Source organism: Xanthomonas vasicola (assembly GCF_000772705.2).
Lineage (GTDB): Bacteria > Pseudomonadota > Gammaproteobacteria > Xanthomonadales > Xanthomonadaceae > Xanthomonas > Xanthomonas vasicola.
In genome coordinates, this window is the sequence record NZ_JSBW02000047.1 from 66,273 (window position 1) to 80,601 (window position 14,329).

Genomic DNA, 14,329 nt, shown 5'->3' on the forward strand with positions numbered 1-14,329 from the left:
ACTGAGGGTGACACAGTGACCTTGAACCGATGGCTGAGTGGGGGCGTGCTGATGGTGGCAAGTTTGGTGACGACAACGCACGCGGCCGAACTCCCCGCCGGCATGCAGCAGTTCGATGCGCAGATGGAACGCGTGCGCAAACAGTTCGACGTGCCCGGTATTGCGGTGGCCATCGTCAAGGACGGCCAGGTGTTGCTGGAGCGCGGCTACGGCGTGCGCGAGACCGGCAAGCCCGCGCCGGTGCAGGCCGACACGTTGTTTGCCATTGCATCCAACACCAAGGCCTTCACCGCGGCATCGCTGTCGATCCTGGCCGACGAAGGCAAGCTTTCGCTCGATGATAAGGTCATCGACCATCTGCCGTGGTTTCGCATGTCCGACCCGTATGTGAGCGGCGAGATGCGTATCCGCGATCTGCTGGCGCACCGCAGTGGGCTCAGTCTGGGTGCGGGCGATCTGTTGTTCTGGCCCACCACCAGCTACACCACCGAAGAAGTCGTGCAGCGCCTGGCCAAGGTGCCGTTGAAGGGCGGCTTTCGCGACCGCTATGCGTACGACAACATCCTGTACGCGGTCGCGCAGAAGGTGATCGAGCAGGTCTCCGGGCAGAGCTACGCGGCGTTCTTGCAGCAACGCATCTTCGCCCCGGTGGGCATGCGCGGCACACGCTTCAACGCCGACCATCTGCAGCCCGGCGATAACGCAGCAGTGGGGCATGCCAAATACGACTTCACCAAGTTGCGCACGGTGGCGCCGCTGACCTGGTCCAACAATTCCGGCGCTGGCGGCATTTATTCCAGTGCGCACGACATGGCGCTGTGGATGAACGTGCAACTGGCCGGCGGCATCCTGCCCGATGGCAAACCTTTGTTCAGCGCCAAGCGTCAGCACGAGATGTGGTCGATGATCACGCCGATTCCGATCGACGAGGTGCAGGTGCCCGAGCTTGCCGCGGCGCGTCCGAACTTTGCCGGTTACGGTGAGGGCTGGAGCCTGAGCGATTACCGCGGGCATCGCATGGTGTGGCACACCGGCGGCTGGCCCGGCATGGTGTCGCGCCTGACGCTGCTGCCGGATCAAAAACTGGGCGTGGTGGTATTGACCAATCAGGAAGTGGGCGCTGCGTTCAACGCAGTGACCTTCCAGGTGCTGGATGCGTTCTTGCAGGTGCCGCCAACCGACTGGACTGCCGCCTACGCCAAATTGGTGGAGAAGGCCGATAGCGATGCGGGCGTCAGCTGGAAGAAGCATCAGGACGCACGTGCGGCGCACTCCACGCCGTCGTTGCCGCTGCGCAGTTATGCAACCACCTATCGCGACCCGTGGTACGGCGATGTGGTGATTCGCCAGGACGGCAAGCGGCTGCGCCTGCAGTTTGCCAAGACCGCTCAATTGGTCGGCACACTGGAGCATTGGCAGCACGACAGCTTCATCGTGCGCTGGGACGACCGCTCCTTGAATGCCGATGCCTTCGTCAATTTTTCGCTGACGCCAGATGGCGCGTTGCGCGAGATGCGCATGGAGCCGATTTCGCCGCTGACCGATTTCAGCTTCGATTTTCAGGATCTGGTGCTGACGCCGGTGCCGACCGAAACCGCTGCGGGCAAATGATGCAGTCAAGCGCGGGTAGCCGCCGCGCTGCGTCTGGCGGGCCCAAGCGCGTACTTGGGCTCAGATAGTCAACCGCACGCTATCGAAGCGCAGCATGTCCGGTTACGATCTGCGCACTTTTCAGGGATGTTGCCGCACGCATGACCACCCCGCAGATGTCGGTGTATTTCTTTTTGCAGGCTGCCGCGATCTTGCTGGCGTGCCGGCTGGTCGGCATGTTGGGCAAGCGCCTCGGGCAGCCGCAGGTGGTGGGCGAAATGATTGCCGGCGTGATGCTGGGGCCTTCGTTGTTCGGCTTGCTGGCACCAGGCGCGCAGGCGGCCTTGTTCCCCAAGCAGACCATGGACGTGCTGTACGTGTTCGCGCAGTTCGGCGTGGGCCTGTACATGTTCCTGGTCGGTACCGATTTCCGCAGCGATCACTTTCGCGCGCGCTATCGCAGCGCGATGAGCGTGTCGATGGCGGGTATCGCGGTGCCGTTCCTGTTGGCGTTTGCCATGTGCCCGTGGTTGATCAACGTGGAAGGCCTGTTTTCGGAAAAGGCCAAGCTGATGGAAGCGTCGCTGTTTCTGGGCGCGGCGATTGCGATCACTGCCTTTCCGATGCTGGCGCGCATCATCCACGAGCGCGGTCTGACCAATAGCCCCCTGGGCACGCTGGCGCTGACCGCTGGTGCGTTCGACGATGCGGCTGCGTGGTGCATTTTGGCCGTGGTGCTGGCCAGCTTCGGCGGCAGTTGGGGCAGTGCCTACCTGGCCATCGGCGGCGGCATCGGCTATGCGGTCTTCATGATTTTTGTCGGACGGCATCTGCTCAAGCGGCTCGCCAATCATGTGGTGCCCGGCCAGCCGCTGAGCAATAGTGTGTTGGCCGTTGTGCTGATCCTGTTCTGCACCAGCGCCTGGGCGATGGATGCGATCGGCATCCACGCGGTATTCGGCGGTTTCCTGCTCGGTGTCTGCCTGCCCAGGGGCGCATTGACCGAGAAGCTGCGCGAGATGCTGCAGCCGTTTGTCGTGGTGTTGCTGCTGCCGATGTTCTTCACCTATTCGGGCTTGAAAACGCAGCTCAGCGTGTTGCTGCAGCCGCAGATCCTGCTGGCCGGCGTGGCGATCCTGGCGGCATCGTTCATCGGCAAGGGCGTGGCCTGCTGGGCCGCGGCGCGTGCCACCGGCGAGAACAACCGCGACGCGATGGCGATCGGCTCGCTGATGAATGCGCGCGGGTTGATGGAGCTGATCATCATCAATATCGGCTTGCAGGCCGGTGTGATCGAGCAAGGCCTGTTCTCGGTGCTGGTGCTGATGGCGATCCTGTCCACGCTGATGGCCACCCCGTTGTTCAACTGGATCATGCGCCGCCACGCCCATGTGAGCGACGCGGTGCCGAGCCTGCAATCGCGGTGAGGGCGCGCAGCTGTCTGCTGTGCAGACAACTGCAGCGGTGCGCGCGCCGGGTGGCGCGTCAACGCCTCAGCGGCAACTGCACGCTGGCCAGCAGGCCACCGCCAGGACGATTGCTGACGACCAGGCGGCCATCGTGCGCCTGGCAGATGGCTGATGCGATCGCCAGGCCCAGGCCACTGCCGCCGGAATGCCGCGCGCGCGAGCTGTCGGCGCGCCAGAAGCGGTCCAGCAGGTGCGGTAATTGCGCAGGCTCTACCCCGGGGCCACGGTCGCCCAAGGTGAGCTCCACGCCGGAGCCATCGCGGCGCACCTCTATCTCCAGCACCTTGCCGGCTGCGGCGTAGCGCACCGCGTTGTCGATCAGGATCGACAACACCTGGCCCAGCCGATGCCGGTCGGCACGCAGGCGGAGCGGGGGATGCGTGGGGTAGTGGATGGCCATTTGCGCCTCGCGCAGCACGGGCCCCGCCCACTCGATGCGCTCGGCGACGAGCTCGTGCAGGTCGACGCTTTCCGGCTCCAGCACCAGTTGGCCGGCACGCGCCAGCGACACCAGGTGCAAATCCCCGATCAGCCGATTGATCTGCTCCAGCTGGCGATGCACCAGCCGAAGTTGCTCGGGTTCGCGCGGAAAGATGTCATCCAGCATGCCTTGCACGCGTCCCATTGCGGCATTGAGCGGGGTGCGCAATTCATGCGCGAGCATCGCGCTGGAGTCGCGCAATTCGCGCTCGTACTGCTGCAGCCTGCCGCTCATGGTGTTGAAGTCGTCGGCTAGGGCGGTGAGCTCGTCCGGTGCGCCAGTCACTACTTGCGCGCGCGCGCCGAAGTCGCCGTCGCTGACCCGGTGCGCTGCGGAAGCCACCTGCGAAAATTGCCGCGACAGTGGCCGCGATGCGAGCAGGCCGCAGAACAGGATGACCGGGACCGAGATGGTCATCATGGCGCCCAGCATCCACCAGTCCGGATTGGCCAGCCCGGGCAGGAAATTCTCGATGTCGTAATAGCGCTGGAACAGCTCCCACAGGCGCGCCTGGTTGGCCCTGGGTTGTTCGATCAGCTGAGCGATTTCCGCGCGCGGCTCAGCCGGCACGGTGCTCAGGATCAGGCTGTAGCGAAGATTGAAATAGCACCACATGCCGAAGGCGATGACCATCATGGTCAGCACCGCCAGCGCGCTCATGCGCAGCCCCACCCACCACCACAGCGGCGCCTGACTACGCCACGCATGAAATCGCCGCAGGGCCTTCATTGAAAGCGGTATCCCACTGCGCGCACGGTGACCAGTACGCCGGTGATGCCATGCACTTCGAGTTTGCGGCGCAGGTTGTGGATGTGCGAATCCACCACCCGTTCCAGCGCATCGCTGCCGGGCAGGCAGGCGTCGAGCAATTCGCTGCGCGTAAAGGCCTTGAATGGGGTCTTGAGCAACAGCGCAAGCAGATTGAATTCGGTCGGTGTCAGATCCAGCGCCACGCTGTCGCCGTTGTCACCTTGCACGCTGGCAACCACGGCGGCAGGATCCACGCTCAGCCGACCGTGCTGCAGGGGCTCGCCCGGCGCGCGCACGGCCACGCTTCGGCGCAGGACGGCATGCACGCGCGCCACCACTTCCTTGGGGCTGTACGGCTTGACGACGTAATCGTCGGCGCCATAGCGCAGTGCGCCGAGCTTCTCCGGTTCATCGCCAATGGCGGTGACCATGATCACCGGCGTGTCGCCGGCGCGGCGGATCGCCGACAGCACCTCGATGCCGCTGAGCTTGGGCAGCATCACATCCAGCAGCACCAGATCCGGTGCCCATTGCCGATGCAGCTGGATGGCGCGTTCACCATTGCCGGCCACTGCCACATCGAAGCCATCGCGGCGGAGATAGGCCTCCAGAATGCTGGCGCTATCGGCGTCGTCTTCCACCAGCAGAACCTTTTTGCCTGTCATGGCGTGCTGCCCTGTCGTCTCGATCAAATCTGGATAATTCCCGAAAACAACCTGGACGCTACAGGTCGAGGATGTCGGTCGAGATTGGCTCTGTGCTCCGACATCATGATTCCACAAATTATTCCGCGCCGTTGGTCTTGCGTTTGCCTGGTTGCCGCCAGTGCCGTGCTGTCGGCTGGTTGCTCGCTGACGCCGGCCTATCAGCGGCCGCCGGTGAGCGTGCCGGCCACGTTCGGTAGCCCACAGGCTGCATCCGCGCCCGATCAGCCCGACGCCAATGCCACGGCTGCCGTGAGTTTGAACACGCAGGAGCGCGCATTCCTGCAGGCCTTCGCGCCGGGCCGCGACCTGCAGCCCCTGGTTGAACGCGCGTTGGCGCACAACGGCGATTTCCGCCGCGCTGCGCTGCAAGTGGAGCAGGCGCGCGCGCAGTACGGCATCGCCCAGGCGTCGCGTCTGCCCACGATCGCTGTCGGCGCACAACAGCTGCGGCAACATTTCGACAATCCGGCGCTGGATGCGCGTTACCAGCAGGATCTGGTGATTGCCGACGCGGGAATCGGCAATTTCGAAGTGGATTTCTTCGGCAAGCTGCAGGCGATGTCCGAGGCTGCGCGGCAGCGTTACCTGGCCAGCACCTACGGCCGCGATGCAGCGCGTGGTGCCCTGATTGCCGAGGTGCTGCGTGCTTACACCACCGAGCGCACGGCTGCGCAGGCGCTGCAGCACCTGCAATCGCTGGATGCCGACAGCGCTGCGCTCCTGGCCATTGCCGAGCGGCAATATCAGGTGGGGCTGATTGCGCGCGACGAGCGCGATGCGCAGCGCCGTCAGGCCGATCAGGCCCATGTGGCGGCCTTGCAGGGCAACGATAACCACGCGGCGGCAGTGCGTGCCCTGCAGTTGCTGGCCGGCTACGACAGCACGCCGGTACCCGGCGATCTACAGGGTTTGATCGCTGCAGATACGCCTGCGAGCGCGTGGCGCGCACTCGATTCGTCACTGTTGCTGCAACGCCCGGATATCCAGCAAGCCGAGCTGGAATTGCGCGCGGCCAATGCCGATATCGGCGCGGCGCGTGCGGCGTTTTTCCCGTCGATCACCTTGAGCACCAGCGTGGGCACCGCCAGCGACGGATTGAGCGGCTTGTTTTCCGCTGGCCACGGGGTGTGGAGCTTTATGCCGCAACTGAATCTGCCGTTGTTCGACGGTGGCCGTAATCGCGCCAATCTGGATCTGGCGCAGGTGCGTAAACGCGCCGATGTGGTCGCCTACGAGCAGGCGATCGAGTCTGCGTTTCGTGAGGTCGCCAATGCGCTCGACGCGCACGCGACCTTGTCGCAGGCCGAGCCGCGCTCGCGTGAGCAGGTCGAACGCGAACAACTGCGTCTTGCTCGAATGCACGAGCGCATGGATGCCGGCCTGGAAGACCGCAGCGCGCTGCTGGCCGAGCGCACGCGCACCGCCCAAACCGAACTTGATTACCTGGACACCGCACGTCAACGCGTGCTGAGCCGCATTGCCCTGTTTCAGGCGTTCTACGGCGTGCGCCTGCCTACCTCTTCCTGACGTCTGCTGGAGACTTTCGATGAATGTACTGTCCTTCAATCGCCTGCGTGGCAACCATGCTGTTCGCGCCGGCGTCCTTGCGTGTATGAGCGCCATTCCGTGCATCGCGCATGCACAAACCGACCTGACCGGGAGCTCGCGCCTGCTGGGAGAGCGGACTGAAATCACTGCGGGCGCCGCAGCAGTTGCCACGCCAGAATATGCCGGTGCCGAACGCGCGCGCGTGCAATTCAATCCGGTGCTGGTGGTGCAACGCGGTGTGCTGTTCTTCGATACGGCGCGCGGTGCCGGCCTGCAATACCAGAGCAAGTCTGGCTTCTACATCTCGCAATCGCTGTATTACGACTTGGGCCGGCTGCAAAGCGACAGCAACTGGCGGCCGGGCTCGCGCCTGCTGGCCGGCATGGGCGATGTGCCTGGGTCGGTGACGGCACGCACGCTGGTGATGCAGCCAGTGACGCCCTACATGAACGTCAATGCGGAGGCGGAATTCGCGCTCAAGGATGCGGCGCGTCGCAACCGCTATCGCGCCGGAGTGGAGTTCACACTGCTGCATCGCGCCAGCGACACGGTCACCCTGGATCTGGACGTGCATGGCGGCGACCACCGCTTCAATCAGGCCTATTTCGGCGTCACCGATGCGCAGGCCGGACGCACGCGTTTGGAGGCTTTCAACGCGGGATCCGGCGTCTACGCCGCCGCAGTCGGTGGCAGTTGGACGCATTCGCTGGGCGACCACTGGGCCACCACGCTGGGCGTCACCGGCACGCGCTACCTGGACAACGCCGAAGACAGCCCGCTGGTGGCGCGCCGCGCTCTGGTCGGCGGCACCTTTGCACTGACCTACAGCCGCTGAGCGGCACAGACCGGGGGATCGAATGATGACGATGTTTTATCGCGGCCTGGTGTGCGGCACGTTGCTGCTGGGATTGGCCGCCTGCAGTGGGCCGGATGCGCCCGCCACCGAGACGCCGCGCGCGGTGAAGCTGGAGCGCTTTGGCGCCGGCAGCGACAACCCCCTGCAGGTGCCGGCGCTGGCGCGCCAGGAACAGCGCGCCGAGTTGGCGTTCGAAGGAGCGGGCCGTCTTGCTGCGGTATTGGTGGATGTGGGCGACCGCGTGACGCGCGGGCAAGTGCTGGCGCGCCTGGACGATGAACCGCTGCGCCTGCGCGAACAGCAGGCCGACGCAAATGTGCGTGCGGCGCTGGCGCAGTCTGGCGAACGGCAACTGCAGTTGCGCCAGCAACAGGCGATGTTCGATGACGGGGCCAGTTCCAATGCGACCTTGACGACCGCGCGCGCGGCGGCTGATGCCGCTACCGCACAACTGCAGGTGGCCAGGGCCGATCTGGCCATGGCCCGCCGCGGTATGCGTCTGGGCGAGTTGCGCGCGCCGTTCGATGGCAGCGTGGTGGCGCGCCTGCAACAGCCGCAGGCGGATCTGGCAGCGGGGCAGACGGTGCTGCAGGTGGAAGGGCAGGGCCATGTGCAACTGGTCGCCACGCTGCCGACAGCTGCCGCTGCCGATCTGGTGCCCGGGCAAACCGTCCACGCACGCAGAGTTGATGCTGGCGCCGCGCCGGTCGCGCTACGTCTGCGCAGTCTTTCCAGCCGCGTGGACAATGCCGCAACGGTGCAGGCGTTGTTCGAGCCGGTCGCCGCAACGACGGCACTGCGTAGCGGCGACAGCGTGCTGCTGACACTGCCTACGCATGCTGCTTCCACGCCCAGCGTGCCGTTGTCGGCGGTCGTGCCGCGGCTCAATCGGCAACAGGCCAGTGTGTTCGTGTACCAGCCGGCAAAGCGGGCCGTCATTGAACGTGCAGTCGACCTGGGGACGATTGTCGGTGAGCGCGTCCAGATTCTGCGCGGGCTGCGTGCAGGCGAGCAGGTGGTCAGCGCAGGGGTGGGCTTTCTGGTCAGCGGCCAGCCGGTGACCCCACTGCAGGCACAGACCCAGCTGAGCGGAGGTCGCGCGCCATGAAGCTGACCCAGATGGCGATGCGTTCGAGCCGGCTGACCTTGTTTGCGGCAGCGATGATTCTGATCGGTGGCATCGTGGCCTTCCTTGGCTTCCCCTCGCAGGAAGAACCGTCGGTGACCGTGCGCGACACGCTGGTGTCTGTGGCCTATCCCGGCATGCCCAGCGAGCAGGTGGAAAACCTGTTGGCACGCCCCATTGAAGAGCAGCTGCGTGAGCTGGCAGGCATTAAGCGCATCGTCACTACGGTGCGCCCGGGCAGCGCGATCGTGCAGCTGACCGCCTACGACGATGTGCAGGATTTGCCGGCGCTCTGGCAGCGTGTGCGCGCCAAGGCCGCAGAGGCCGGTGCGCAATTGCCTGCCGGTACGCTTGGCCCGTTCGTCGACGACGACTTCGGGCGCGTGTCGGTGGCCTCGATTGCAGTCACCGCGCCGGGCTTTTCGATGAGCGAAATGCGCGGCCCGCTGCGGCGCATGCGCGAGCAGTTGTATGGCTTGCCCGGCGTGGAGCAGGTGAAGTTGTTCGGCCTGCAGGACGAACGCGTGTACGTGTCGTTTGATCGCGCGCGTCTGCTGGCGAGCGGCCTGACCCCGTCCAGCGTGATGGCGCAATTGCGCGCGCAGAATGTGGTGGGCTCCGGTGGGCAGGTGGCGGTGTCTGGATTGGCGCTGACCGTGGCCACGTCCGGCGAAATCCGCACGCCCGAGCAGTTGCGCGGTGTTCTGCTGAGCGTGCCCGGCGCGCCTGCCGGCGGTGCTCGCGAAGTGACCCTGGGCGAGTTGGCACAGGTGCAGGTGATGCCGGCCGACCCGCCGCAAAGCGCGGCCGTTTACCAAGGCCAGCCGGCGGTGGTGGTCTCGGTGTCCATGCAGCCCGGCAGCAATATCGCCGACTTCGGCAAGGCGCTGCGCGCCAAGCTCGACGACACCGCGCGCCAACTGCCTGTCGGCTTCACTCAGCACGTGGTGAGCTTCCAGGCCGATGTGGTCGAGCGCGAGATGGGCAAGATGCATCACGTCATGGGCGAGACGATTGTCATCGTCATGGCGGTGGTGATGTTGTTCCTGGGCTGGCGCACCGGCTTGATCGTCGGCGCGATCGTACCGTTGACCATCTTCGCTTCGTTGATCGTCATGCGCGTGCTGGACGTGGAGCTGCAGACGGTTTCGATTGCCGCCATTATTCTTGCGCTGGGCTTGTTGGTGGACAACGGCATCGTGATTGCCGAAGACATCGAGCGCCGTCTGGTGGCCGGCGAGGAACGCCGCCAGGCCTGTATCGATGCGGGCCGGACGCTGGCGACACCGTTGCTGACCTCGTCGTTGGTCATCGTGCTGGCGTTCTCGCCATTCTTCTTCGGCCAGACCAGCACCAACGAATATCTGCGCTCGCTGGCCACCGTGTTGGGCGTGACGCTGCTCGGGTCGTGGTTGCTGAGCATCACGGTGACGCCGCTGCTGTGCATGTACTTCGCCAAGGTGCATGCCACCAGGAGCAGCGACGCAGTGGAATCGCGGTTCTATCGTGGCTACCGGCGCGTCATCGAACGTGTGCTGCAGCACAAGGCGCTGTTCATCGGTGCCATGGCGGCGATGTTGGCGGTGGCGATCACCGTGCTGATATCGATTCCGTACGATTTCCTGCCCAAGTCTGATCGCCTGCAGTTCCAGATGCCGGTGACCTTGCAAGCGGGCAGCGACGCACGCGAAACCCTGCGCACGGTGAGCGACCTCAGCCGCTGGTTGGGCGACCGCCGCGCCAACCCCGAGGTGGTGGACAGCATCGGCTATGTCGCCGATGGCGGGCCGCGCATCGTGCTGGGCCTGAATCCGCCGCTGCCGGCGGCCAACCAGGCGTACTTCACGGTCAGCGTGCGGCCCGGCACCGACATCGATGCGGTGATCGCACGGGTGCGCGCGCATGTGCGCAGCCATTTCCCTTCTCTGCGTGCCGAGCCCAAACGCTTTTCATTAGGCGCGACCGAAGCCGGCATGGCGGTGTACCGCGTGGTGGGCCCGGACGAGGCCGTGTTGCGCAGTAGCGCTGCCGCCATTGCCAAGGCCTTGCGGGCAGTGCCGGGCACCGTAGATGTGCAGGACGATTGGCAAGCCCGCATTCCGCGCTATGTGGTGCAGGTCGACCAGCTCAAAGCGCGCCGCGCCGGTGTGAGCAGCGAAGACGTGGCGCAGGCATTGCAGGCGCGCTACAGCGGTGTGGACGCTACGTTGATCCGCGACGACGGCACCGATGTGCCGGTGGTCGTGCGCGGCAGCGCACAGGAGCGCGCCGGCAACGGCAATCCGGCCGATACGCTGGTGTATCCGCAGGCGGGCGGCGCGCCGGTGCCGCTAGCGGCAATCGCCACGGTGCTGCGCGACAGCGAGCCGTCGGCGATCCAGCGGCGCAACCTCAGCCGTGCCATCACGGTGACTGCGCGCAATCCGCAATTGACCGCGACCGAGATCGTCGAGCGGCTGGCGGCGCCCATCGCTGCGCTAAAGTTGCCACCAGGCTACCGCGTGGAGATTGGCGGCGAGCTGGAGGATTCAGCCGAAGCCAATCAAGCCTTGCTGCACTACATGCCGCATGCGCTGGGCGCGATCCTGTTGCTGTTCGTGTGGCAGTTCAACTCGTTCCGCAAACTGTTCATCGTGCTGTCTGCGGTGCCATTCGGGTTGATCGGCGCGGCGCTGGCGCTGGTGATCACCGGCTATCCGTTTGGCTTTATGGCCACGTTCGGCTTGCTGGCGCTGGCCGGCATCATCGTCAACAACGCGGTGTTGCTGCTGGAACGCATCGAGGCCGAACTTGCCGATGGCCTGCCATGCCGCAAGGCAGTGGTTGCTGCCGCGGTAAAACGTCTGCGTCCGATCATCATGACCAAGCTTACCTGCATCGTCGGCCTGGTACCGCTGATGCTGTTTGCCGGCCCGCTGTGGACCGGGATGGCGATCACCATGATCGGTGGGTTGGCGTTGGGCACGCTGGTGACGCTGGGCTTGATCCCGATCCTGTACGACCTGCTGTTCGGTCTGCGCATGCGGCGCGGTGCCTAAACCGCGCCTGCATTCGTCGGCCCGGCACGCCATACTTGGGGCAGACAGCAGCAAACACGACACGATGACCAAGGCAAAAAAGAAAGCCACACAGCAGCCGGTGCAGCCACCTGCACCGGTGTATCAACTGCATGTGGCAGTGACCGGCAGTGCGCCGCTGATCTGGCGGCGCCTGCTGGTGTCGGGTGCGGTGCGCCTGGCCACGCTACATCGCGTGTTGCAGCCGGTGATGGGCTGGAATGGCGCGCACCCCTACGAGTTCGACCTGGGCGGTGGGCGTTATGGCGAATCCGGGCTGGATGTGCCGGAGCGTCCACGGCTCAAACATGCCGGGCGCGTCACCCTGGAAAGCGCAGTGGGCGAACTGGAAGGTTTCGATTATTTCTACGGCGCCGGCCATGGCTGGCAGCATCGCCTGCAGGTGGAAGCGCTGTTGCCGCCGGATGCCGGCCTGCGTGTGGCGCGCTGCGTGGACGGTGCCAACGCCTGCCCGCCAGAGCGCAGTGGCGACATTGACAACTATCAGACGCTGGTGCAGATCATCGCCGACCCGGACCACCCGCAGCATGTGCAGGAACTGGCGACCTTGGGCGGGCGCTTCGAACCCGCTCATTTCGATCTGGCCGAGGTCAACCGCTTGCTCGCACGCGTGCGCGAGTGAGGCGTGTCGCCTGGCCTGGGAAGGCGCTGAACACCTTGGTTTTCGCGCGCCACTGCGGCGTTCACGCGTTGCGCTAGCTGATCAAACACCGCGTGCAGGCCAGCGCCACTGCGGCTTGACGCCCGATCGGCTAGCCTGAGGCCCCGGTTTTTCCGAAGTCTGCGCAATGTTCCGCTGGTTCGAGTCCCTGATCGATATTTTCCCGCCCATCGAGCGGGAGATGCCGCCACGCAGCGTGTGGCGCTTTTATCTGCATTATCTGCGGCCGTTGTGGCCAATTCTGTTGGCGACCTTGATCGCCGGACTGCTGCTGGCGCTGGTGGAAGTGGCGATGTTCGACTTCCTCGGCCGCATCGTCGACATGCTGTCCAACAAACCGGGGCCGGACTTCTTCCGGCTCCACGCAGGCGAACTGATCTGGATGGCGGTGATCACCCTGGTGGCGCGGCCGTTTTTTACCGGCCTGCACAATCTGCTGGTCAATCAGGCGATCGTGCCGGGCCTGAGCAACCGTTCGCGCTGGCTGATGCACAACTACGTGGTGCGCCAAAGCCTGGGCTTTTTCAACAACGATTTTGCCGGGCGTATCGCCAATCGCGTGATGCAGACCGGTACCTCGCTGCGCGAATCGGCCGTGCAGATGGTGGACGCGCTCTGGTACATCGTGGTCTACACCGGCAGCGCGTTGTGGTTGTTTGCACAGGCCGACCCCTGGCTGATGGCGCCGTTGCTGATCTGGCTGGTGGTGTACGTGGCGCTGATGGCGTTCTTCGTGCCGCGCATGAAGGCGCGCGCATGGGTGGCATCGGATGCGCGCTCCAAGGCGACCGGTCGCATCGTCGACGGTTACACCAATATCTCCACGCTCAAGTTATTCGCCCATGCCGGTCGCGAACAGGCCTATGTGCGCGATGCCATCGACGAGCTGGCGGTGAAGCATCGCGGGCAGACCCGGGTGACCACTGCCATGGATACCGCCATTGCAGTGGCGAACGGGTTTTTGATCGTGGGCACCTGCGCGCTGGCGCTGTGGCTGTGGAGCCGCGGGCAGATCAGTGTGGGCGCGATCACCTTGGCTACCGGCCTGGTGATCCGCATCCACAACATGTCTGGCTGGATCATGTGGACGGTGAACGGCATCTTCGAAGATATCGGCACGGTGCAGGACGGCATGCAGACCATCTCGCAACCGGTGCAGGTGCAGGACGTAGCGGATGCGGTGCCGCTGCAGGTGACCCAGGGGCAGGTGCAGTTCGAGCACATCCACTTCCATTACGGCAAGCGCGGCGGGGTGATTGCCGGGCTGGATCTGCAGGTGCGTGCCGGCGAGAAGATCGGCCTGGTCGGGCCTTCCGGTGCCGGCAAATCCACGTTGGTCAATGTGTTGCTGCGGCTGTACGACCTGGAGCAGGGGCGCATCCTGATCGATGGGCAAGACATCGCAACCGCGACGCAGGAAAGCCTGCGCGGGCAGATCGGCTTGGTCACCCAGGACACCTCGTTACTGCATCGTTCGATCCGCGACAACTTGCTCTATGGGCGGCCGCAAGCCAGCGAGGCGCAGATTCTCGACGCCGTACGCAAGGCACGCGCCGACAGTTTCATCGACACGCTGATCGATGGCGAAGGCCGCAGCGGCTTCGATGCGCATGTGGGCGAGCGCGGGGTCAAACTCTCCGGCGGTCAACGCCAGCGCATCGCGATTGCGCGGGTGCTGCTGAAAGACGCACCGATCCTGATTTTGGACGAAGCGACGTCGGCGCTGGATTCGGAAGTGGAGGCCGCCATCCAGGACAGCCTGGATGCCTTGATGGGCAACAAGACCGTGATCGCAATTGCGCACCGTCTTTCTACTATCGCGCGCATGGACCGGCTGGTGGTGATGGACGGCGGCAAGATTGTCGAGACAGGCACGCATGCGGAACTGATCGCGCACGGCGGCTTATATGCGCGGTTGTGGGCGCGGCAGACCGGTGGGTTTGTTGCGGCGGATGCGTGACGGAAAAAGCGACGCGTGAGGACACGCAATTGGCTTCGTGTGGCTTGAAAACCTGCTAACGGAACTTAGCAAGCATCCAAGCCCCTCTCCCATCGGGAGAGGGG

Annotated in this window: 10 protein-coding genes; 8 read left to right on the forward strand and 2 right to left on the reverse strand. The window is 64.9% G+C overall.

The genetic code is table 11. The features are described 5' to 3' along the window. The first annotated feature begins 15 nt into the window (after nucleotides 1-15). Entirely contained in the window at nucleotides 16-1,611 is a 1,596-nt protein-coding gene (locus NX05_RS12735; RefSeq protein ID WP_172645755.1) for a serine hydrolase, read from the forward strand. Nucleotides 1,612-1,751: 140 nt separating this feature from the next. Beyond that, nucleotides 1,752-3,017, forward strand: a complete 1,266-nt coding sequence (locus NX05_RS12740) for a cation:proton antiporter (protein ID WP_039436802.1) — start codon at nucleotides 1,752-1,754, stop codon at nucleotides 3,015-3,017. Nucleotides 3,018-3,075: 58 nt separating this feature from the next. Here NX05_RS12740 and NX05_RS12745 read toward each other — a convergent pair whose 3' ends face one another. Together NX05_RS12745 and NX05_RS12750 are read right to left on the reverse strand one after the other, a co-directional pair. Next, complete coding sequence (locus tag NX05_RS12745) at nucleotides 3,076-4,269, reverse strand: sensor histidine kinase (RefSeq protein ID WP_039436804.1); 1,194 nt, start codon at nucleotides 4,267-4,269, stop codon at nucleotides 3,076-3,078. After that, nucleotides 4,266-4,955, reverse strand: coding sequence for a response regulator (locus NX05_RS12750; RefSeq protein ID WP_039436806.1), 690 nt, complete (start codon nucleotides 4,953-4,955; stop codon nucleotides 4,266-4,268). Before NX05_RS12750 ends, NX05_RS12745 begins: the two co-directional genes overlap by 4 nt. A gap of 105 nt (nucleotides 4,956-5,060) precedes the next feature. Between NX05_RS12750 and NX05_RS12755 the strand changes: the two genes are divergently transcribed. The 6 genes from NX05_RS12755 (at nucleotide 5,061) to NX05_RS12780 (ending at nucleotide 14,225) form a co-directional block, all read left to right on the forward strand. Further along, complete coding sequence (locus tag NX05_RS12755; protein WP_052239574.1) at nucleotides 5,061-6,524, forward strand: efflux transporter outer membrane subunit; 1,464 nt, start codon at nucleotides 5,061-5,063, stop codon at nucleotides 6,522-6,524. Nucleotides 6,525-6,543: 19 nt separating this feature from the next. After that, nucleotides 6,544-7,380, forward strand: coding sequence for a MipA/OmpV family protein (locus tag NX05_RS12760; RefSeq protein WP_039436810.1), 837 nt, complete (start codon nucleotides 6,544-6,546; stop codon nucleotides 7,378-7,380). Nucleotides 7,381-7,402: 22 nt separating this feature from the next. Beyond that, on the forward strand, nucleotides 7,403-8,509 hold the full coding sequence (locus NX05_RS12765) for an efflux RND transporter periplasmic adaptor subunit (protein WP_017119012.1): 1,107 nt from the start codon (nucleotides 7,403-7,405) through the stop codon (nucleotides 8,507-8,509). Then, the gene (locus tag NX05_RS12770; protein WP_039436811.1) at nucleotides 8,506-11,565 is read left to right on the forward strand and encodes an efflux RND transporter permease subunit; all 3,060 of its coding nucleotides are present in this window, start codon (nucleotides 8,506-8,508) and stop codon (nucleotides 11,563-11,565) included. The genes NX05_RS12765 and NX05_RS12770 overlap by 4 nt, the downstream gene beginning before the upstream one ends. Before the next feature lie 64 nt (nucleotides 11,566-11,629). Then, entirely contained in the window at nucleotides 11,630-12,226 is a 597-nt protein-coding gene (locus NX05_RS12775) for a plasmid pRiA4b ORF-3 family protein (RefSeq protein WP_039436812.1), read from the forward strand. Between the two features lie 166 nt (nucleotides 12,227-12,392). Beyond that, the gene (locus NX05_RS12780) at nucleotides 12,393-14,225 is read left to right on the forward strand and encodes an ABC transporter ATP-binding protein (protein WP_039436814.1); all 1,833 of its coding nucleotides are present in this window, start codon (nucleotides 12,393-12,395) and stop codon (nucleotides 14,223-14,225) included. Nucleotides 14,226-14,329: the final 104 nt, after the last annotated feature.